17 protein-coding genes are annotated in these 21,494 nt (G+C 45.2%); 7 read left to right on the forward strand and 10 right to left on the reverse strand.

Annotated elements, in window-relative coordinates; translation table 11 throughout:
- Window positions 1–105 precede the first annotated feature (105 nt).
- Together GCHA_RS09725 and GCHA_RS09730 are read right to left on the reverse strand one after the other, a co-directional pair.
- Complete coding sequence (locus GCHA_RS09725) at window positions 106–2,184, reverse strand: S9 family peptidase (RefSeq protein ID WP_007987645.1); 2,079 nt, start codon at window positions 2,182–2,184, stop codon at window positions 106–108.
- Between the two features lie 71 nt (window positions 2,185–2,255).
- A complete protein-coding gene (locus GCHA_RS09730) occupies window positions 2,256–2,495 on the reverse strand; it encodes a hypothetical protein (RefSeq protein ID WP_007987647.1) in 240 nt (79 codons plus the stop codon).
- Between the two features lie 73 nt (window positions 2,496–2,568).
- Between GCHA_RS09730 and GCHA_RS09735 the strand changes: the two genes are divergently transcribed.
- Both GCHA_RS09735 and GCHA_RS09740 read left to right on the forward strand, forming a co-directional pair.
- Window positions 2,569–3,417, forward strand: a complete 849-nt coding sequence (locus GCHA_RS09735; protein WP_007987648.1) for an isocitrate lyase/PEP mutase family protein — start codon at window positions 2,569–2,571, stop codon at window positions 3,415–3,417.
- 212 nt (window positions 3,418–3,629) lie between these two features.
- The gene (locus GCHA_RS09740) at window positions 3,630–3,914 is read left to right on the forward strand and encodes a YkgJ family cysteine cluster protein (protein WP_007987651.1); all 285 of its coding nucleotides are present in this window, start codon (window positions 3,630–3,632) and stop codon (window positions 3,912–3,914) included.
- Window positions 3,915–3,968: 54 nt separating this feature from the next.
- On the opposite strand, the gene GCHA_RS23210 is transcribed toward GCHA_RS09740, so the two are convergent.
- Complete coding sequence (locus GCHA_RS23210) at window positions 3,969–4,103, reverse strand: hypothetical protein (RefSeq protein ID WP_007987653.1); 135 nt, start codon at window positions 4,101–4,103, stop codon at window positions 3,969–3,971.
- Window positions 4,104–4,561: 458 nt separating this feature from the next.
- Between GCHA_RS23210 and GCHA_RS09745 the strand changes: the two genes are divergently transcribed.
- Window positions 4,562–5,740: a dipeptidase gene (locus GCHA_RS09745; protein WP_318248959.1), complete on the forward strand. Its 1,179-nt coding sequence runs from the start codon at window positions 4,562–4,564 to the stop codon at window positions 5,738–5,740.
- A 79-nt stretch (window positions 5,741–5,819) separates the two neighbouring features.
- Here the strand turns inward: GCHA_RS09745 and GCHA_RS09750 are convergent, their stop codons facing one another.
- Window positions 5,820–7,142, reverse strand: a complete 1,323-nt coding sequence (locus GCHA_RS09750) for a YHYH protein (protein WP_007987657.1) — start codon at window positions 7,140–7,142, stop codon at window positions 5,820–5,822.
- A gap of 417 nt (window positions 7,143–7,559) precedes the next feature.
- Window positions 7,560–9,836 (reverse strand): TonB-dependent receptor, encoded by a 2,277-nt coding sequence (locus GCHA_RS09755; RefSeq protein ID WP_007987660.1) that lies wholly within the window; start codon window positions 9,834–9,836, stop codon window positions 7,560–7,562.
- Between the two features lie 225 nt (window positions 9,837–10,061).
- Here GCHA_RS09755 and GCHA_RS09760 point away from each other — a divergent pair, with 225 nt between their 5' ends.
- The 4 genes from GCHA_RS09760 (at window position 10,062) to GCHA_RS09775 (ending at window position 16,906) form a co-directional block, all read left to right on the forward strand.
- Complete coding sequence (locus GCHA_RS09760) at window positions 10,062–11,105, forward strand: LacI family DNA-binding transcriptional regulator (protein ID WP_007987662.1); 1,044 nt, start codon at window positions 10,062–10,064, stop codon at window positions 11,103–11,105.
- 110 nt (window positions 11,106–11,215) lie between these two features.
- Window positions 11,216–12,454: an MFS transporter gene (locus tag GCHA_RS09765; protein WP_007987665.1), complete on the forward strand. Its 1,239-nt coding sequence runs from the start codon at window positions 11,216–11,218 to the stop codon at window positions 12,452–12,454.
- Between the two features lie 4 nt (window positions 12,455–12,458).
- Window positions 12,459–13,988: a trehalase family glycosidase gene (locus GCHA_RS09770; protein WP_007987667.1), complete on the forward strand. Its 1,530-nt coding sequence runs from the start codon at window positions 12,459–12,461 to the stop codon at window positions 13,986–13,988.
- Window positions 13,989–14,203: 215 nt separating this feature from the next.
- On the forward strand, window positions 14,204–16,906 hold the full coding sequence (locus GCHA_RS09775; RefSeq protein ID WP_007987669.1) for a M14 family metallopeptidase: 2,703 nt from the start codon (window positions 14,204–14,206) through the stop codon (window positions 16,904–16,906).
- 195 nt (window positions 16,907–17,101) lie between these two features.
- On the opposite strand, the gene fghA is transcribed toward GCHA_RS09775, so the two are convergent.
- From fghA to GCHA_RS09800, 5 genes are all read right to left on the reverse strand, one after another.
- Window positions 17,102–17,998, reverse strand: a complete 897-nt coding sequence (fghA, locus tag GCHA_RS09780) for an S-formylglutathione hydrolase (protein ID WP_007987671.1) — start codon at window positions 17,996–17,998, stop codon at window positions 17,102–17,104.
- Complete coding sequence (locus GCHA_RS09785; RefSeq protein ID WP_007987673.1) at window positions 17,998–19,116, reverse strand: S-(hydroxymethyl)glutathione dehydrogenase/class III alcohol dehydrogenase; 1,119 nt, start codon at window positions 19,114–19,116, stop codon at window positions 17,998–18,000. The genes fghA and GCHA_RS09785 overlap by 1 nt, the downstream gene beginning before the upstream one ends.
- An 86-nt stretch (window positions 19,117–19,202) precedes the next feature.
- The gene (locus tag GCHA_RS09790) at window positions 19,203–19,622 is read right to left on the reverse strand and encodes a hypothetical protein (RefSeq protein WP_007987675.1); all 420 of its coding nucleotides are present in this window, start codon (window positions 19,620–19,622) and stop codon (window positions 19,203–19,205) included.
- A gap of 154 nt (window positions 19,623–19,776) precedes the next feature.
- Window positions 19,777–20,676: an amidohydrolase family protein gene (locus tag GCHA_RS09795; protein WP_007987677.1), complete on the reverse strand. Its 900-nt coding sequence runs from the start codon at window positions 20,674–20,676 to the stop codon at window positions 19,777–19,779.
- Window positions 20,677–20,721: 45 nt separating this feature from the next.
- On the reverse strand, window positions 20,722–21,477 hold the full coding sequence (locus tag GCHA_RS09800; protein WP_007987679.1) for an SDR family NAD(P)-dependent oxidoreductase: 756 nt from the start codon (window positions 21,475–21,477) through the stop codon (window positions 20,722–20,724).
- Window positions 21,478–21,494: the final 17 nt, after the last annotated feature.

Consider the following 21,494-nt stretch of genomic DNA (forward strand, 5'->3'; position numbering starts at 1 on the left):
ACGTAAAAAAACTACGTAAAAAAACTATGAAAAAACAAGGCAGGCAGCAATTTAAAATGCGCGCCTACTCTGTTTTTTAATCAATTTATTGCTATTGGCTATTGGCTATTTGTTGTTTGATGACTCGGCATCGCTGCGATGCTCATCAAACCACCACAGAATATAGCCTACCTTAGACATTAAATTACTGGGCCTAGCGTATATACCATGAGATGCGCCAGGAATACGTACCATAGCTGTTTCGACCCCTTGTAATTTCAACGCCTGATAATACTGCTCGGTTTCTGAAATCGGCGTACGGTGATCTGATTCACCGGTTAGCAACATAGTGGGCGTGGTGACATTTCCCACATAACTAATAGGCGAGTGCTTCATGTATAAGTCTTGCGCTTCCCATGGCTTTTTGCCAAACCAATTTTTGTAGAAAAAGGGGTAGAAATCAGAGGTCAGTACAAAGCTATACCAATTTATCACAGGCTTGGCGACCACAGCTGCAGCAAAGCGCTCGGTATGGCCGACAATCCATGCGGTTAACGTACCGCCACCAGAGCCGCCTGTGACAAATAAGTTACTCTCATCAATTGCACCTTGGGCAATAACCGCGTCCACGGTCGACATCAAGTCATCGTAATCTTGGCTGGGGTAGTTTTTATCAATCGTTTGCGCGAACTCTTTGCCGTAGCTGTCACTTCCTCTAGGATTTGCATAAACCACAACATAGCCTTTGGCTGCCATAAGTTGAATTTCGGTCGAAAAATGCGGTCCATAATTTGCCACTGGGCCACCGTGTATTTCTAGAATGAGCGGGTAGCGCTTGCCTTGCTTTTTACCTTGTTCAAACCCAGGAGGGTAAGCCACCCACGCCTGAATAGGTAAGTCGTCATAAGAGGATTTAAGGTTTAACGGTTTAATGGTGGCAATATCTTTATGAGCAAGCGCATCTTCATTCAGTTGAGTGAGTATGGTGGGTTTATCACCTTTTTGAATGGCAATGTCAGCGGGGCGCTGGGGGTTTGAGTAAGTAAACGCGAGAGTGCCATTTTTGGCTACATCGAATTCGCCACCTGAATAAGGGCGGCCAAACGCCAGGCCACCGACCTTCTGGGCAACGATTTTTCGATCGCCACTTATTGGCTGATAGGCGACATATGTTTCCCCTTTATCGTCGTAACTCATGTAGAGGCCTTTGCTATCGCTCGCCCATTTTATGCTGCCTACAGAACGGTCAAATTGAGGTGTGAGAGAGCGACTAACACCCCCGTTAACATCCATTACGTAAAGCTGAGTATTTTCATAATTGCTATATTTTTCATCATATCCCAGATAAGCAATTAGCTTACCGTCGGGGGAGATGCTCGGGCTGTTGTCAGGGCCTAAACGATCAGTTAGCGCAAGCATGTTGCCAGTTGCTACATCGATTTTGTAAAGGTTGTCATCGGTGAGTTCTAAGTCACTGCCTTTGTGGCGATTGGCTGAAAATACAATGGATTTACTGTCACTGCTCCAACTGATATTCCCGCCGTGATCAAACTCGCCCTGTGTGAGCTGTCTAGGTGTGCCACCCTCAGCCGAGAGTACAAAAATTTGGCTATTCCCTGCTGGAAGATACCCAGCGCCATCAGCACGATAAAATAAATCGTCGATGAAAATTGCGGAATCTGCCCATTTAGCACCCTCAGGTTTACCGGATAAACTCACGGGGGATTTAGGCGTACCTTTTACAAATTGGCTAAACGCGAGCATTTTTCCATCAGGTGACCAACTTAGATTAGAAGGCGCCCCAGTCAGACGCGTCATCTGACCGGTTTGGCCACTGTCTAGCCATTTGATGTGTATTTGTGCAGAACCACTGGCTGTTGATATATAGGCTAACTTGCTTTCGTCTGGCGAAAGAGTAGGGCTATAATCCGCGTGTAAACCATTGGTTACTGGGGTCATCACCTTGTTTTTGTCGACCTTCCAGATATTGCCACGCTTTTTATCGTTTTGAATATCCATGAAATTCCGTACGAAATAAACCGTGTTTCCGTCATGGGTAATATCAAGGCCAGAGGCGTATTCCAAGGTAAACACATCTTCCAGTTTTAATGTGTTTTGTGCCGTTTCGGCCATTGCAAAGCGAGGTGTTAGTGCGATTGGCGCGGCAAGCACCGCCAGCGCGATAGATGTTTTAATCAAGTTCACGTGTATGTTCCCTGTCGTTTCTGTTTTATATCTATTTTATATATTTGTTTCATATACTTCAGTCACCTAAATTACCACAAACTGTTGTAGGTAAAATCAAAAATGCGATGAAGTGACATTCGCACCTGATAGACGTTAGTCAGTGCGCTTTCGTGCAAAATAGTCACGTGCAAAATGGTCTTTTGCCATCTCAGCAAACGTTTGCACTTGCACCGATAACTTATAACCGTGGCGAGATAGCCCAAACCGCTGAGTATAATTAGCTGCTTTATGTTCAGTTCCGGATCTGACGCTTCATCATGCTTTTTCATTGTTAACCTCCTGTTGCCAGTTGGCCAGGTCAATCGACAGATGGCCATATCACTAAACAACGGGAGAATGCACATGACCTTTAAAGCACTTCATCAACAACAAGCTCCGCTTATCATTTGTAATGTATGGGATGTGCCCAGCGCACAATTGGGCGAGAAATTGGGCTACCAGGCACTGGGCACCTCAAGTGCTGCTATTGCCCATATGCTGGGGAAAAATGATGGCGAGCAGGTGCTATTCAGTGAGCTTATTTACTTAGTGAAGCATATTTTATCGGCTGTTAACGTACCGCTGACGGTGGATATAGAATCGGGCTATGGGCGCAGCGCACAAGAGGTGGCAAGTAACATACTGCAACTTGCTCAGTTAGGTGTTGCGGGTATTAATATCGAAGATAGTCGCCTGAGTCATTCGGACAATACCCATTCAGCAAGTCGTCATTTAAAAACGATGGATTCACAAGAGACCGATTCTAAAAAAACAGGGCAACCGAATCGCGCTCTTCAAGCAAAAGAAGCTTTTGCTGCAAGGCTTGATGAAGTGCTAAGTTACCTGCGCGCCGCTGGGGTGGATATATTCATTAATGTACGCACAGACACCTATTTGCTTAAGGGGAACAACCTTTCTCAGGCGTTAACAGAAACCAAGGCGCGTATCGCTTTGTACCAACGAGCTGGTGCGGATGGTATTTTTGTACCAGGCGTGACCGCGCTGTCAGACATTAGCGCTATCGCAAATACCACTGATCTACCGGTAAATGTTATGTGCATGCCCGGGTTAGCTGATTTTACAGAATTGAAAAGATGTGGGGTAAAGCGCATAAGTATGGGCAATTTCGTTTACGAAAATATGTTAAATTCCCTTGATACGGTATTAGCTGATATTTCTGCAAAGGGCTCGTTTGATCCTTTGTTCAATTAAGCGTTATCAACCCACGTTAGCTCACCGGCCAGTGTGGACTGTATGCTCGTGCTTAAATTCAGCGTTGCGTTATCAGTGACTAACACTTAATAACAAGCGCGTAATAACAAATGCTTACCGCTATTTTGTTTTCATTAATATTGACGCCTATCTTAGGTAGGTTTATCCAAACATGATTTATTACTGTTCAGCCGATAAGGCGAAGGAGACAAGTGACTATCGAGCTAACAAATCTACCTGTTGATGAAGGCGTTACGTGCTCGACGTGTCGAGCAAATTGCTGCCGCCTTGAAGTGATGTTAATAACGGATACAGGTGTACCTGAACAATTTATCTCCCAAGACAAATGGGGCGGGGAAGTGATGCTGCGTTTAGAAGATGGTTGGTGCGCTGCTGTCGACCGTGAAACCATGCTGTGTACTATTTACGAAAACCGCCCGCTTATTTGTCGTGAATTCGAAATGGGCGGGTTTGAGTGTCTAGATGAGCGCACATAAATTGCCGCTAATCACATGAGCGCGGTTTTTTGCTAGCTTGATTATCTGTTCACATTATGATCGATACTCATCACATGCGGCAATGACCATTTCTTGACTGAGTATCGTGGGATCAACAATGGGGCTAAGCGTGGAAATTGCATGTTCATCGAACAGGCATACATGAGTTACTTTAGATTGAGACATCATGATTCACATCCAAATGCGAATAATCTTCAATAAATTAATATTAACGTTTATTCGAATTTAATTGCAATATCCTTTCCTTATACCATTCCACGTTAATAAGTGATGACTCAGCGAGAGTTTAAAAGGGCTTAAACAAGGCGCATGACTGAATGAATAGTTGTTCTCTTTCGAAGTCATGCAACGCAGTGTAAGCCCTTTTAAAACTCGCCTGCAAGGAATGCCCCAGCGGCTTTTGCTCTGCGTTCTCACTATTTGAAAGGGAACAACCATTACTGCATAGCGACGCCTTAATCAAAAACCGCTGGACGCATTCTGAGGCGGTCACTTATTAATGCGGATTGGTATTATTTTGTCTCTCAATAAACAGAAACTTGCTTATGGCATTTAACTTCTCCTTGATTAAAAATTGAGCTTATTCAACAATGTAGCTTCATTTGAACAGGGAATGTAAGTTATTTATGAGATTGCGGAAACGCTTCAAAACGAGTCTTTTAACACTGGTATGCATTGCTGTGCTCGGGCTTGCCGTTGTGTTTATCTTCGGTCCTCTATATATCGATAAACAAAGTAATGTGGTGGTAGCGGTGAATTTGCCAAAGGTCTCAGCTGATACTGCCGCGTTTCATCAAACGCTTACCATCGCTGATATGCATGAAGATATTTTGCTTTGGAACCGTGCGTTACTTGAACGTCACGATCATGGCCACACAGATGTGCCGCGCTTAATCGAGGGGAACGTTAGCCTGCAAATCTTTGCTGCCGTCACCAAAAGCCCGAAAGATTTAAACTATGAAAGTAATCCGTCTGATTCTGACATGATTACGCCTTTAGTGATCTTTCAGCGCTGGCCTGTACGTACCTGGTTTAGCTTAAAAGAACGTGCTTTGTATCAAGCTCAAAAACTGCATACGGCGGCGGCTGAGTCTCAAGGTAAGCTCTCTGTTGTTACCTCCGCTGCAGGTTTATCAGACTACTTAGCCAGTCGCGGGGCGGGTGCGCAGACTCTGTCGGGCTTACTGGCCATCGAAGGATTACACGCCATAGAGGGTGATTTGGCTAATCTTGATGACTTATTTAATGCGGGTTATCGAATGATGGGCTTAACTCATTTCTTTGATAATAAAGTGGCAGGCTCTGCCCACGGGTTACAAAAAGGTGGGTTAACCGATTTAGGTAAACAGGTACTCGCGCGTATGGAGCAACTGGGGATTGTGGTCGACTTAGCTCATCTTTCACCCACTGCGATTAGCGAAGTGCTAGCCACTGTGACTAAACCTGTTGTTGTGTCTCATACTGGGGTGCAGGGCACTTGCCCAGGTGTAAGGAATTTAACCGATGACCAACTGCTAAAGATTGCACACAACGGTGGTGTGGTGGGGCTAGGTTATTGGGATGGTGCTATTTGCGATGTATCGCCAAAATCATTTGCTAAAGCTGCTCGGTATGTGGCTGATTTAGTCGGGGTAGAGCATATTGGTTTAGGATCAGACTTTGATGGTTATGTAACCACAGGGTTTGATACCGCCCAGTTGCAATATATTACCCAAGCTTTGGTCGATGCCGGTTTTACCCAGTTTGAAATTAGGCTGATTATGGGCGGTAATACGGTTCGATTATTGAAAGCCGTTTTGCCTTAGTGATAGGGGATTTGCTATCACTAAGGCCATAACGTTTAAAGGCTGGCTGTTATTGGTTTGTTGATGACAAGCCTGTTGGCTAACGCTTTGGGCGCTCGGGCAGGGCGGCTTTCAATTCTGCGTCAGTTACGCCGAGGGTTTTGGCTACTTTGGCTAAATCAGCGTTCGGCCCGCCAGCGTCATCCATGGCTTGCATTAGCTGTGTTTCAGAAACGCCTAGTTTTGTTGCTGCGTCAGCAAAACCACGAGGCACCATTTGTCCGTTTCCAGACATGTTATTAGCACCTGGACGTCCACCACGGGGGGGCTCGTTTCGGGACATGTTCGTTCCTTCAGGAGGGCGAGCGCCCACACCTGCTTGAGCTGTTGTTGAAAAGTTGTTTTTGGCGACCACGCCCTTTAAGCACTTAGGCAAGTTTGGAAACTCATTGGTCGAATGGTAGTGATATGCACTGACTCCGCTGTCGCCAATTAAACCAGTGTGACCATTGCATTCATCTAAATCAGTGGGCATGACGTTATTGGCATCGACACTGCCATAAATGGGTACCCCATCAAAGGCATAACCAAACAGCCCTGCTGGGTCTTGAGGCAAATTGGAACATTCGGCGTCTACGTGTTCATGCGCATATACACTATCAATGTCGCTTGATGTGCCGTGGTAGTGATACCAACCGCCAGGGTCTACGTGACCGGCACAGGTATCCAGTGCTGGTAAGTGGCCCGTGTGCTGCACACTAGGTGCATCCGAGAAAATGGGAACGCCGGCAAGGGCAATACCCACTTTAGAAACCACTCCCATGGGCGTAGCCTTGTCAGCCATTACTGGGGTTGTCGGTATCAATGCGGTGATTTTAACCTCTTGATCTTCAGAGACCTGAATACAGGCGTGATCGACCGTCGGTCTAGAGGTAGCGTTATCGACAACGTGCACCGTGCCGTCTTCATCGTAAAAAATATAACCTTGTTCACTTAGCATGGTAAGAAACGCTTTGTCTAAGCGATATAAGCCGGCTTTTGTGCCATCCCAATCCCATATGCCACCTTTGTCGTCGAGCGTTGTGGGGCAAAACGGGCCGATTTCCATTTCATCAGGCAGGTATTTAACCACGAGCTTGGCGCACTGGGCATCATCACCATTTTCTAACGTGCAATCTACAATTTCTGGTTGCTTGGCCAATGCATTAAGACTAAACAATTTAATGTCTACTTGAGATGCATTCGCTCGGGCGCTTTGCTCTGAACCTGACTGGCTTTGCGAGTTATCTTCATCACCACAAGCCGATAGAATAAAGGGCACGGTAAGGGGGATTAACAACATTTTCATTGCGTTCGCCATTGGGGTGGTCTTGGCTTTTATTTTGGGAATATTGCTGCTGGTTAGCATTTTACAGTTTGTCATAACGTACCTTGTATTGACTGAGCTTGTCTGACGTATAAAAAACATACAGCGCGAGACAATGTATAAAAGGGTAAGAATAGAATTGTGTTTATAACAATCGCAGTTTGAATTTTGATGACAAATATCATAACCCACTGCCTAGGCTCTATATAGACTTAAAGTGTGCAGGAAGTGCGCAGAAGTGTTTCGGAGTGAGTGTTTCGGAATGAGTGTTTCGGAATGAGTGTTTCAGAGTAGGTGTTTTGGATTAAATATGTTGAGCTAGATGAGTATAGAGGCCGAAGCGTGTCGATCTCACAGTACCGAGGAACATGTTTCGCAGTAGGATGAAGCGGACCTAAGAGGGGAGTAACAACGCGTGATGCACAAAATACAGCGAATGCACATAACGCGCTATTTTAACTGAGTAACCTTCGTCTAAAACGCGTAACTGACACTAAAGGTTGCTGTTCTTGGTAAAATGTAACGACCATTAGGCGCACTAGGATTACGCGGGTCACCCTCGGTGAGAGCATCTTCATCAGTGATATTTTGCACCGCGAGTTCGAATGTTAAACCCGAGTCGCCTTGCATGATCAAGCCGACGTCATATTTCTCATAACCTTCCAGCACAACTGTATTTTCATTATTGGCAAATCTGTCGTCAACCATGGATATGGTGCCATAAAGGGTGGCATAGAAATCTTCAAATTCGAAGTCATAACTTGGCGTTAAGCGTACTTGCCAACCAGGCTGACGTTGGGCTTCATTGCCTTCATTGGTGGGACTTTCGGAAATTTCAGTTTCTTGGATCGTTGAATTCAATGAGATAGAGAAGCCGTTGTCCGCAAAATAGTTGGCATCTATTTCAACGCCGTATGCTTGGTTAGTTAAGGTTTGTACTGGTGCACCTGGTAAAGCTTGAAAGCGATCCCCTTCCACTTCGTTATAAAAGCTTGTGGCATACACAGTGTAGTTTGCTTCAGCTAATTTATAACCTAGCTCAATTTGGGTGACATCCGTGATCAAGTCCTCACCTGATGTGAAGCTATCAAAGTTCTCTCGCAGGTCGTCAAAGTACGGCATTTTGCTGCCTTCGCTATAACGCAGAAACACACCTTGTTCATGTTGAAATTGCCAATTCACCCCAGCGGTAAACGCCACGTCAGATTCATCATACTGAACCGCTTTGGTGATAATGCCATCGAGTCCTTCATCTACGGTATAATCAATGGTGTGGTTTTCGTCACGTACACCCACATCGGCGGTTAGGGCGTCTGTTAACTTGTATTCAAACGCTGCATATATCGCTTTAGTGGTGCCATCACCAGTCGCGTTTAAGTCGTAATTCCAGTCGCAACTATCTTGGTTATCGTTACAATCAATACCCGTTAGGTTCTCACCACCAGGGCGAATCACATGGTAAGACTGGTTGCCAATGCTCCACCAATCATCTGACGAGAAGTTCGCCACGTATAATCCTAGAGACGCTTTGAATTTATCTGTTTGTTTGGTAATTGACACATCATTGGTGAATGATTCAATATCTTTTTGTACTACCCAGCGACCAATTTGCTGGACTAAGGTATCCCCCTCATAAAGTTCACCTGTTACCGCACCTGTGGCAGATAGCCCATTATCAGCAACGCTCGATAGCAGTGTTGGGTCGCCGTTTGGCACTAAGCCTAATGTATCTGCATCACCGGACAAATGCGCGAAACGGTCAACGAACGTCCAGCCATCGCCGAACTCTAAATTTACGCTTCCTCCTGTCACTGTTCCTTTAAAACCACGGCCTTCACCAAAATCGACAGACTTAGACGTGCCCTCAGGACCATATTGAATAGTAGCTTGACGGTTAAGTGTGCCTAACTGGGTATAACTGTTGTCTACTCCATCAACCAGTGGGGTAGGTAGGTACCACGCTCCGTGATCGTCGGTAGAGCGGGTGAAAAAATTGATCTTACCGTTATCCAATATCTTAGTGATATTCAGGGTAAACTGATTGCCTTTTTCTGAGTTAAACCCAGCGTCACGTACCCCTGGACTTTGCTGCACGTAACCACCAAACATGAAATAAAGGTCTTCTGCTAGCTTCCCAGAAACAACGGCATCAATACGTTGTAAATCATAGTCAGAAGTGGTGTATTTGATAGAACCCTCAGTTTCATCAGCTCCCTCTTTAAGCAAGAAGTTAGTGGTTAAGCCGGGTTGACCACTGGAAACCACAGATGCAGGCCCGCCGCGCAAAGCGTCTACGATATCTATGGTTTCATCTATACGAAACAGGGAAGAGTTTTCAAGGAATGACAACGTAGACGGTGGGAAAATAGGCACACCTTGAACTTGTAAGGTTAAAAATGGTGCATCACCACCTCCTGGAAACCCGCGCACAAATACATTGGCGCCAGACACGCCACCGGAACTTTCAGCCCACACACCGGGTATCGCTTTAAAAAGATCAGCCGTGCTCTTAGGGGCAAGCTTTTTGATGTCGGCAGCGCTAATTAGAGTTGTGGCATAGCTAGCTTCAACTTTACGCACTGCAGTACCACTGGCACTGCCCGTGACCACAATTTGTTCAATAAAGTTATTCTCATTACTTTGTTCTTGGTCATTTTCTTGTTGTGCTAATGCGACATTTGTCGTCGCTAGGGCAATACAAACGCCCAACGTCAAAGAATTCAGTTTGTGTGTTGTTAAATTCATGTGCATACCTGTCCTGTTGTTAGTGTGTTGTTAACGGTATGTATAAATGCAAACGATTGCAATTGATTTTTTGCAATCGTTTGCATTTTTTGCAGAATTCATTGATTTCACTAGAAATTTGTTTTTGGCTTGTTGTGAAGTAAGGATGTAGTCTGTTGTAAAAGAGATTACACTAGACAAACTAAGATTTGTCGTCGAATACTAAGACGAAGTGCCGCTTGCAATGTATCAATGAACTTGGGTAATAGATTGAAAAGTAACAAAAAATTGACCTTAAATGACTTAGCTAGTTTGGCTGGGGTATCCACGTCGACGGTTTCGCGCGCTCTGAGTGACAACCCCTTGATTAAAAAAGAAACGCGAGTGCGTATTCAAGCATTAGCGGCGTCACATAATTTCAGTATTAACACCGCAGCAAGTCGGTTACGCACCCAGAAAACCAAGGTTGTGGCGGTTATTCTCAACTTAATTGACCACACTGAGCAAAGTATCAGTGATCCTTTTTTGTTAAAGATTGTGGGCGATTTGAACCAAGCATTGAATAGCAAGGGCTACGATTTATTGCTCTCTAACTCCTTTATGGCCACTGATAATTGGGCTAATTATTTCATTAACAGCCAGCGCGCAGATGGCCTTATTGTGGTGGGCCAAGGCAAGAGCGATGAAAAAGTTCAAGAAGTTGCTGAATCTAATGTGCCTCTTGTGGTGTGGGGCGATCCAAAAACCAAATCTCACTATCCAATTGTAGGTAGTAATAACCGTTTAGGGGGGAGCATTGCCACAGAACATCTGATTACTGGCGGTTGCAAAAATATCTTATTTTTGGGCGACCCTGAGCATATGGAGATGACGAGCAGATACCATGGATATCAAGATGCGCTTGAAGCTCATGCTATCTCACTCGATAGCGCATTTACAGTTGCCTGTGATATCACCAGTAGTGCAGCGTACGATAAAATCAGTGAACTCATTTTATCCAAAGGGCTATTTTTTGACGGGATAGTGGCTTGTAGCGACATGGTTGCTTTAGGCGCAATGCGCGCATTAAAAGAACGTTATATTGGGATCCCAAGCGATGTAGGCATAGTCGGGTTTGACGACATTTTGATGGCTGAATTGTCGTACCCCTCATTAACAACAATTAAACAAAATACCCAGCGCGCAGCGCAAGTGATGGTTAACAAGCTTATTACCCAATTTGACGGCAAAAATAGTGACTCATCTTTAATAGATATTGAATTAGTCGCTCGCCAATCAACCAAACACAGCCTTTAAATATCAATTTATGTTTTAAATTAAACTAAATTGCAAACGATTGCATTTTGTTAACTTACGTTTTACACTTCGACGCATTCACCCAAACATAGACCTTTCTCATGAATCGAATGCTGACCATCATCGCTATCTCACTTTGTTATTTTGTGTTTGCTGTTTTGCTCAACAGTGTGGGTACTGTGATTTTGCAATCGATCACGACTTTTGATGTTTCAAAAACCGATGCCAGCACATTAGAGGGCTTCAAGGATTTGTCTATTGCCTTTGTGTCGTTTTTTATTGCCTCGTTTATTCCGCGTATAGGGTATCAAGTTGCGCTGTGTTTAGGCTTAGTGCTGGTCGCGGTTGTTTGTTTACTCACCCCGATGTTCGCCGAGTTCTATTTTATAAAGGTGTTATTTGCGGCTATCGGCACTGCATTCGCTTTAGTCAAAATATCAGTTTATTCGCTGATAGGGCAGTTAAGTAGCAATACGAAAACCCACTCATCTTTGATGAACACTGTAGAAGGCATTTTTATGGTCGGAGTGTTAAGCGGCTATTGGATTTTCAGTGGTTTTATCGACCCAAATGATCCTGCTTCACTGGCGTGGCTAAACGTGTATTACCTTCTAGGCGGCATGATCACTATAGCGGCTATATTCGTTTATTTTGTGCCCATTGAGCGAGAACCTTTCACCAGGGCTCAAACCGGAGCATTGAGCGAGTTTTTAGACATGCTCAAACTGACTTATCAGCCTTTAGTCCTAATGTTTGTTATTTCGGTCTTTCTTTACGTGTTGGTTGAGCAAGGAATTGGTTCTTGGTTACCCACGTTTAATCGAGAAGTGCTGGGCTTGCCTGTGGATATTAGTATTCAATTAACCAGTATCTTTGCTGCAATGATTGCGATTGGCCGATTGTTAGCAGGGTTTTTACTACGTTTTGTACCTTGGTACATATTCATCAATGGCTGTTTAGTCATGATGTTTTTGACCATACTGCTGACCTTACCAATGACACAAGTTAGTGAGAGCCAAGTGGTTACGGGCATTTTTGACGCACCGCTTGCTGCTTATTTACTGCCTGCAATTGGTTTATTCATGGCGCCAATATATCCATTGATTAACTCTGTGGTACTTAGTGCATTACCCAATAAACAGCATGCCAAAATGACTGGGTTGATCGTTATTTTCTCGGCGTTAGGAGGGACCTTTGGCTCAATTCTTACCGGTGTTATTTTTGATAAATTTGGCGGACAACACGCCTTTTACATGTCACTTATTCCTATTGTGATGATTATGTTTAGCTTGTTTATTTTTAAAAAACTTTCAGCGAACCGACGTTCCACGTTAGTTAAAGGAGCGTAGTTCTATGAATGGCTCAATTTCATTCGACCACCCAAGTATCGTATTTTTCGAAAGTGAATTATTTAAGCGCATTCAACTAGAAAGGCTTTTTACTGATAGTAAAACCATTTGCGACGCCCTTCCGCTGTCTAGCTGGAGTGACGTACTTGAAAAATATGAACAACAAAAGCTGCTTCCAACGTTCTCACTTCTCGAATTTGTAAAGCGTTACTTTACGCTACCAAAGGAGATAGAACTGAATGACTCGTTACCTAGCCAATCGCTTAATCAATATATACAAGCGTTATGGCCTAAGTTGACGCGTCAACCAGATCCGAAAGATGCAACGAGTTCACTGTTAGCACTGGAGCATTCATACATAGTGCCCGGCGGTCGCTTTCGAGAAATATATTACTGGGACAGCTACTTTACCGCACTGGGACTCAAGCAGTCTGGTTATACCCATCTAATTCAAGATATGGTACTGAACTTTATCGAATTGCAAGACCGCATTGGTTGCATTCCAAACGGCAACAGAAGCTATTACCACTCACGCTCACAACCGCCAGTGCTTGGAATGATAGTTGATCTGTGTATTGATAATATCGAAACCTCGGATACCGATTTTGTACTGCGTTGTATTGAAGGTATGGAAAAAGAGTATTGCTTTTGGATGCATGGTAAAGAGCAACTTAGTCATCAAGATTGTGCCAAAGGGCGGGTTGTGAAGATGCCATGCGGAGCATTTTTAAATCGTTACTGGGATAATATTGCCACCCCCCGCACCGAATCTTACTTAGAAGACATCGAACTCGCAGCGGAGTTACCGCTTGAGAAACGAGCAGACTTCTATCGGAATATTCGCGCGGCTTGTGAATCCGGTTGGGATTTTAGCTCCCGCTGGTTAAGAGACGCACAGGCACTGTCGTCGATAGAAACAATAGAAATTTTGCCCGTAGATTTGAATTGCTTGATGTATCAATTAGAGCGCAATTTAGCAAAATATCATGGATTACTTAACCATCACGACCAAGCTGCATGCTTCGGTGATCTAGCAGATGCACGTAAAGCAGCCATCGATCGTTATTTTTGGTCCGCCCAAGAGCAGTTTTACTTCGATTACCAATTTGTTAAACAACAGCCACTCAAAGTGCGTTCGTTAGCAGCGACCTTGCCCATGTTTGTTGACATTGCCAATGCTCAGCAGGCAAAAAGTGTAAAAGAGGTTTTAATGTCTACATTTTTGCAAGAGGGTGGGTTGGTTACCACCTTGAATGTGACTAACCAGCAGTGGGATTCGCCCAATGGCTGGGCGCCGCTGCATTGGTTTGCTGTTATCGGATTACGCAATTATGGACATGTCGCAGATGGGAATAACATCATGCAGCGCTGGTTGAAAACGGTAGATGCGCACTTTAGTAAGACCGGCAATATCATGGAAAAATACAACGTACAATCACTTGATAATTTAGCTCATGGTGGGGAATATGAAGTACAACAAGGGTTTGGTTGGACAAATGGCGTAACGTTAGCATTCCATGAGATGTTAGATTGATCATGTAAACCACCCCACATTTAATATTTTACGTCGCATTGATTTAGGTAATCCCGCGTCTTTGGGTATGATATGTCTGAATAATAAAAATTTGCCGACAAAGGCCGCCTACACAGGTTGCTAATACAAGACTTGTATAAACAACCGTTTATGCAGAGTCTTTTATAAAGAGCCGGCTGAAGCACACTTATATATCAGAGACATCAGGGAACAATATGATTCTTAAACACTGTATTAAAGCACTCGCTTTTAGTGCATTGACGTGCGTCAGCGCGTTCGCACTTACCGCACGAGCAGTACCAAGCGCACCAGCCAATTGGCCAAATATACAATACGATAACGCCATACCCGATATGCAAACGGTGCTGGGTTATTCCGCGGGGCAACGCATCACATCTCACCCTGACATGCTGCGCTTTTTTGAAGCCCTGCAACAAGCAGCTCCAAAGCAGGTGAAAATATTTGAATACGGGCAAACGTGGGAGGGGCGAAAGCTGATATACGCGGCCATTGGTAGTGAGCAAAATATCGCGAATTTGACACAGTTTTCAAATGATATGCAGGCATTGTCTGACCCTCGTATCACGAATAAAAATAAAGCCAAGCAACTCGTTAAAGACCTACCTGCTTCGGTGTGGTTAGAGTACAGCGTACATGGCAATGAAATAAGCAGTACCGATGCCGCCATGATGACGGCCTATCATTTACTTGCGGGCAAAGGCGATGCAACTGTCGATAACATCATGCAAAACAGCATCGTTTTTATTGACCCTCTGCAAAACCCTGATGGGCGTAGCCGTTTTATTGCTAACTATTACTCTACTGTGGGTATGATGCACAGTAGTGACCGATTATCCGCAGAGCATAACGAGCCTTGGCCGCGGGGCCGTGCTAATCACTATTTATTTGATATGAACCGAGATTGGTTAGCCATTACTCAACCTGAAACCAAAGGCCGTATTGCCAGCTTAAACAAATATCGCCCACTGGTGGTCATTGATTTACATGAGATGGGCGGTGACGAAAGCTATTATTTTGCGCCATCGGCTCAACCTGTTAATCCGCATATGACCAAAGCCCAAATAGAAAATATCAATTTGGTGGGGCGCAATAATGCCAAGCATTTTGATGCCAATGGTTTTGATTATTTTACCCGTGAAATCTTTGATGCCTTCTACCCTGGCTATGGTGACAGTTGGCCAGCGTTTTATGGTGCTGCGGCATCAACTTATGAAGTCGCCTCTTCTCGCGGTGAGATATTCCGCCGATTAGATGGCAAAGAACTCAGCTATGAAGATACCGTGTTGCGTCACTTTGTAGCCTCTATTTCTACTGCTGAAGCCGTGGCCAATAATCGTGAAAAGTTACTTAAGGATTATTACCAATATCAGGTTGATGCCATTGATGCTGGAAAGTCTGATAAAAAAGAGCGTGTATTTATTCTGCCTAATAAGCGCGACCGCGCAGGTAACTTCAAGCTAGCCAAACTGATGACCGAGCACGGGGTAGACGTTTATCAAACCACCGAAAAAGTGAAAATGTGCGGGGAGACCTATGCACCAGGTAGCTACTACATTGACAGCGCACAGCCAAGAGGGCGATTCGTAAAAACGACTTTCACTAAGCAGGTCGATATGAGCAAAGCGTTTATCGAAGAGCAAGAGCGTCGCCGCGAACGAAAGCTGGGGGATCAAATTTACGACGTAACGGGTTGGTCTTTACCACTCATGTACAACCTAGAGGTAGATACTTGTGGTAAAGGCGTATCGGGTCAGCATCGTTTAGTGAAAATGACCGACACCCTTGAAGGCAACGTCATTAACCCTAACGCCACAGTCGCTTATATTGTACCTTGGGGCGATATGGCCGCAGGGCGATTTTTGACTGCCGCGTTGCAGCAAAACGTCACGCTTAAAACGGCGGATCGCGCGTTTACCTTAGATGATAAAAAACGCTACCCCGCAGGTAGTTTAATCATCGAAGTGGCAACAAACGGTGCTGATATTGCAGCTACCGTGCAAGACATCGCTGCTAAAAGCGGGGCCCTTGTTGAAGGTGTAAACACCAGTTGGGTAACCGAGGGGCCAAGCTTTGGTAGTAACGACACTTACCTAATGAGCGCTCCGAAAATAGCCATGGCCTGGGATGACCCAACCTCGTCACTAAGCGCGGGTAATACCCGCTACGTGATTGAGCAGCAGTTTGGTTATCCGGTGAATGCTATCCGCACGTCAATGTTGGCCCGTGCCGATTTACGTCATTATCAGGTGTTAATTTTACCCGCAGGGCGATATCAAGATGGTTTAGGCAAAGCCGGAGCCGATAATATTAAACAGTGGGTTGAGGCAGGTGGAGTGCTGATCACCCTTGGTAGCGCTACAACGTTTGCCGCAGACGCAGACATTGGCCTGTTAGATGTGAAGCGTGAATTGGCGATAAATGAGCAAGATAACAATGAAGAGCCAGATGCAGAATCTTCAACGGTGGCTGGCAAGGCCTATGCAAGCCGAGATGATTTAATAAAACACAGTGAAAACAGTGAAGAAAGCCCTGATTTTGTCGCTGGGGTGCTGGCCAATGTGGAGGTTGATCAAGAACATTGGCTTACCGCTGGTGTGGCTCCAGAGGTGGTTGGCTTAGTGTATGGTGATGATATTTTCGCACCTATCCGCTTAGCCTCAGGTAAAAACCTTGCGTGGTTTAAAGGCGAAGACGACGTGTTAGCCAGTGGTTACCTATGGAAAGAAAATAAGAAGCAGTTGGCATACAAGCCATTCTTAATTCATCAACCTACTGGTAATGGAATGGTGATTGCCTTTACTCAAGAGCCTACCACTCGCGCATACCTTGATGGTTTGAATGTGATGCTGATGAACGCTATTTTTAGCGCGCCAGCCCATGCTTATGTGGCGAAATAGTCAGTTTTACAGTAGCGGCAACTCGCGCTAATTGCCGCCTTCGCTGCCGCGCTATGAAGCGCAAATAAAAACGCCAAGTGGGGTCACTTCATACCGCCAGTTGGCGTTTTTTTGTTTAGCACAGTGTCATTCTTGGTAAACGAGTAATCGTTAAATAGCTTAATCGCATTGGCATAAGCTCAGCGCGCGGAATGACTAATACTCGGCTAAATGCTTAGCGTGAAAGCGCAGATGATCTTCAATAAACGTGCTGATGAAATAATAGCTGTGATCGTACCCTTTGTGATACCGAAACTCAGCAGGGTAGTTCATCTCTTGTGCTATTGATTCAAGGGGTTTAGCTAGCTTCTGGTTTTGGTAAAAATCATCCGCAAGGCCTTGGTCAATCAGCATAGGCAGTTGTAAAAAGTGCCCTTGTTGGCGCATCAACTCGCAGCTATCGTACTGCTGCCATTCGCTTTTATCATCGCCTAAATAATGACTGAAGGCTTTTTCGCCCCATGGGCAATCCGCCGGGTTCACAATCGGTGAAAAAGCCGATACTGAACTAAAGCGCTTCACATTAGATAACGCAATCATTAGCGCACCATGGCCTCCCATAGAGTGCCCTGAAATTGCTGCTGTAGATTGCACATGAAAGCGCTGCTGAATCAGGCTAGGGAGCTCGTCAACTATGTAATCGTACATGCGATAATGCTCATTCCACGGGGCTTGGGTGGCATTTACATAAAAGCCTGCTCCTAATCCTAGGTCGTACGCTTTATCTTCGGCATCTGGCACGCCATTACCTCGAGGGCTAGTATCGGGCATGACTAGGATCAGGCCAAGCTCACTGGCAACACGCTGAGCCCCGGCTTTGGTAACAAAGTTTTCATCGGTGCAGGTCAGCTCACTTAACCAATATACCACCGGCAGGGGTTTACCCAGCTCAGCGGCAGGAGGTAAATACACGCTAAAATGCATTTCGCAGTTAAGTACACTTGATTGATGACTAAAACGCTTCTGCCAGCCACCAAAGCATCGATTTGCCGATACTTCATTTGCGCTCGAGGGTACGCTTGAAGCGGCGTTCATTGGCTGCGTGCCGCTCATTAGTAATGCACCACTGAACGAATTGATTTGCCTTCGTGCATTAAATCGAACGCAGTGTTGATATCTTCCAACTGCATAGTATGAGTAATGAAAGTATCAAGCTCGAACTCGCCATCCATGTAGCGCTGCACGTAGTCAGGCAATTGGCTACGGCCTTTTACGCCGCCAAAGGCAGAGCCGCGCCATACGCGTCCAGTAACAAGTTGAAACGGACGTGTGGAGATCTCCTGCCCCGCGCCTGCAACGCCGATAATCACAGATTCGCCCCAGCCTTTGTGACAACATTCCAGCGCTGAGCGCATCACATTCACATTGCCGATACACTCGAATGAGTAATCTACGCCACCATCGGTCATCTCTACTATCACTTCTTGAATCGATTTATCGAAATCTTTTGGATTGACCACATCAGTGGCACCGAGTTGTTTGGCAATTTTGAATTTATCTTCGTTCACGTCAATCGCAATGATCCGTCCGGCATTGGCCATCTTTGCGCCAATTAATACGGATAAGCCGATCCCGCCCAAACCAAATACCGCTACTGTGTCACCTTCTTTCACTTTAGCGGTGTTCGTGACTGCGCCCATGCCTGTGGTGACGCCGCAACCAAGCAAGCACACTTTTTCAAGGGGGGCTTCTTTGGGGATTTTAGCTAGGGCAATTTCAGGAACAACCGTATGTTCTGCAAAAGTAGAGGTGCCCATGTAATGATAAATTGGCTTACCGTTTTTTGAAAAGCGTGTAGTGCCGTCTGGCATTAAGCCTTGGCCCTGCGTTGTACGAATGGCTTGGCACAGGTTGGTTTTGCCTGACAAACAAAATTTACATTCGCCGCATTCAGGAGTGTATAAAGGAATCACATGGTCGCCTACCTCGACAGAGGTAACGCCTTCACCAATGGCTTCAACAATACCTGCACCTTCATGGCCCAAAATAGCTGGAAATATTCCCTCTGGGTCATCACCGGATAACGTGTAGGCGTCGGTATGGCATACGCCAGTGGCAACCACTTTAATCAGTACTTCGCCTTTTTGAGGCGGCATTAAATCAACTTCTTCAATGGTTAATGGCTCGCCGGCTGCCCATGCAACCGCTGCTCGAGTTTTAATGCTTTGCATATTGTTGATCCTTTTGTGGTAAACAGGAATTCAAAGAAATTAAGGTTAAATCTGCCCGCAGGCCAGTTTTAATCAGATGAATAGTATTACTTGCATGTACCCATCAAACGAATACGTCGGGTCTCCCAAATAATGTCGTCTATGGTGTAACCATCGGGACAAAGGTCGCGCTTATCTATTGTTTGTTTTAAATGTAATACGGCTTTGTCTTCTAAGGCCAACTTGGTTTCGTTATTGGGCTGAGGGTTTAGGTTTGAGCCTATAGGGCGATTACTTTGCCCACCTAGGCCTGCATCGCGACTACCGCCTCTGCTTCCATCTCTACTGCCGCGTCTGCCGCCTCGTTCACCTCTGTCTGTATCTTCTTCGGGTAAATTAAACCACGACAAACCGAAGGCAAATTGAGTCTCTCCGTTATCGCCGATTTGAGTACTGAAGTGATCTGTTGTTTGTATTGGTTTAGGTTCATTACTAGCGCACCCAGCTAGGCCCGCCACAAGCAACATTAAGGAACATTGAACGAAGTGTCTTTGTGTTTTTTTCACTTAAAAATACTCATTTTTTATCGTTTGAAGCTTTAGTCTAAACGCTTAGCAGGGGGGTTAGCAATGGAAGAGGGGAAAGTGAGTCGTTCGTAGCCTAAGAGGCTGTTATATATGGTTAAAATTGATACCAGGTCGTACTGTTTTTAAACAGTAATAAATTTTTTAACGTCGCAGACGGTTTTGAGTGTGAAATAGTCGGCGCTAATTCTGTATTCAAAAGCCTGTCGTAACCTTGCCATAGCTCTGCATAAGAGCAACTAAAGGTGTTCAAAGGGAAATTACTGGCGAGCATGACCCGTCGCTCATCGAGTATTTTCACGCAAGTCATTATCACGGTCTGCATGTCTGCCGGGCTATAGTCACGGTGCTGCATTTCCCAGCCAGAGAGTTTTATGGCCACATTCGAATATGGCGCTAGGGCGCTTAGGCTGTGTTGCCAGAGGCGAAAGGCTTGCTGCCAATTGCCGGTATTTGACTTAAGCGGCGGCCAGCCACCATGATTAATGATCACCCGCAGGCTGGGAATATTATCAAGCACCTTACACAACGCCTGTGTGGCTGCGGTATCGGTCAGTGAAAACTGGGCATCAAAACTTAGGTTATGCTTTGCCAGCAAAGCTAAGTTGTTTTGAAAGACCTTATTGGTTAATAGGCTATGAGCGTCTTCATCGAGTATATGGCGAATACCAACCAGCGATTTTCGGCGCTTTAATTCAGTTAATACGGTAGGGAAATCTTCACAGGTTAAATCACCGCCCGCTACCGTTTTAAAGGGCAGGGTACAATGTTGCTCAAGCCAATCTAGTTCGCGCCAGGGCTTAGCGTTATCAAACCCTGCTTCTATATGCACGAAACCGGCTAAATTAAGCGGGTTTGAAAGCTGCAACTCAGACTGGCTAACCTCACGATTGATGATGTGTTTATCTGGCCAGTAGGGTGCATTTTCCGGTTTTAACCAGCCGTAATGACCGTCGCTTAGGTTAAACAGATGCAAGTGTGGGTCAATGATATCCATGGCGCTAGTTGCGTACTTCCTTCGTGGTATTGATTCAAATGCCTGTTATTGCGTTGTGTAACCACCATCGATTACTTGCAAGCTGCCAGTAATAAATTGAGCGTGCTCACCGGCTAAAAAGTAACACAGCTGGGCTACTTCATCAGGCTGACCTAGGCGGCCCAGTGGTTGTAATGCGGCTTCTTCTGCATGTACTTCGCTACTGTCGCGGCCTGATTTTTCAAGGTAGCTATCAATGGCATTGTGGTACAAAGGCGTTTCTATGGTGCCTGGGCACACCGCATTAGCACGAATTTTATACTTGGCATAATCCAGCGCGGTGGTTTTCGCCATTGATGCCAACGCTGATTTAGTCAGGTTGTAGGCAAAAGAATTCTGTTTGGCGATAAGGGCTTGATCAGAGGCCATTAGGATAATTGACCCTGCTTGATGTTCAACCATGCTGGGCAAAACGCCCTGAATGGCCGCATAAGCCCCTTTGACATTTATGGCGAACATTTTGTCTAGTACGTCTTCACTGGTGTGCTCAATATCGGCTGACAAATGCACCCCAGCGTTTGAAATCAAGCAATCAATCTTAGGGCATTCAGTGCGTATGTCGGCAATGATGTTTTTGACTTGAGTCACGTTTGATACATCGCATTCTCGCCAACGAATAGAGGGATTCGGCTCATTCGGAGCTTGTAGGTCTAGGTTGAATACCAAGTAGCCCTTTTGCGCAAATAACTGACATATGGCAGCGCCTATACCCAGGCTACCACCGGTAACGATACAAACTGCTTGATGGGAGTGTGATGTCATAATACCTCTGAAAAAAC

The organism is Paraglaciecola chathamensis S18K6, from assembly GCA_000314955.1.
In the GTDB taxonomy this organism is placed as follows: Bacteria; Pseudomonadota; Gammaproteobacteria; order Enterobacterales; family Alteromonadaceae; genus Paraglaciecola; species Paraglaciecola chathamensis.

Bases quoted from the DNA above. Each gene is read 5' to 3' on its own strand.
- GCHA_RS09730 (WP_007987647.1), bottom strand. From the start codon at position 2,495: ATGAAAAAGCATGATGAAGCGTCAGATCCGGAACTGAACATAAAGCAG.
- GCHA_RS09735 (WP_007987648.1), top strand. From the start codon at position 2,569: ATGACCTTTAAAGCACTTCATCAACAACAAGCTCCGCTTATCATTTGT.
- GCHA_RS23210 (WP_007987653.1), bottom strand. From the start codon at position 4,103: ATGATGTCTCAATCTAAAGTAACTCATGTATGCCTGTTCGATGAACAT.
- GCHA_RS09745 (WP_318248959.1), top strand. From the start codon at position 4,562: ATGAGATTGCGGAAACGCTTCAAAACGAGTCTTTTAACACTGGTATGC.
- GCHA_RS09750 (WP_007987657.1), bottom strand. From the start codon at position 7,142: ATGACAAACTGTAAAATGCTAACCAGCAGCAATATTCCCAAAATAAAA.
- GCHA_RS09755 (WP_007987660.1), bottom strand. From the start codon at position 9,836: ATGCACATGAATTTAACAACACACAAACTGAATTCTTTGACGTTGGGC.
- GCHA_RS09760 (WP_007987662.1), top strand. From the start codon at position 10,062: ATGAACTTGGGTAATAGATTGAAAAGTAACAAAAAATTGACCTTAAAT.
- GCHA_RS09765 (WP_007987665.1), top strand. From the start codon at position 11,216: ATGCTGACCATCATCGCTATCTCACTTTGTTATTTTGTGTTTGCTGTT.
- GCHA_RS09770 (WP_007987667.1), top strand. From the start codon at position 12,459: ATGAATGGCTCAATTTCATTCGACCACCCAAGTATCGTATTTTTCGAA.
- GCHA_RS09775 (WP_007987669.1), top strand. From the start codon at position 14,204: ATGATTCTTAAACACTGTATTAAAGCACTCGCTTTTAGTGCATTGACG.
- fghA (WP_007987671.1), bottom strand. From the start codon at position 17,998: ATGAGCGGCACGCAGCCAATGAACGCCGCTTCAAGCGTACCCTCGAGC.
- GCHA_RS09785 (WP_007987673.1), bottom strand. From the start codon at position 19,116: ATGCAAAGCATTAAAACTCGAGCAGCGGTTGCATGGGCAGCCGGCGAG.
- GCHA_RS09790 (WP_007987675.1), bottom strand. From the start codon at position 19,622: ATGTTGCTTGTGGCGGGCCTAGCTGGGTGCGCTAGTAATGAACCTAAA.
- GCHA_RS09795 (WP_007987677.1), bottom strand. From the start codon at position 20,676: ATGGATATCATTGACCCACACTTGCATCTGTTTAACCTAAGCGACGGT.
- GCHA_RS09800 (WP_007987679.1), bottom strand. From the start codon at position 21,477: ATGACATCACACTCCCATCAAGCAGTTTGTATCGTTACCGGTGGTAGC.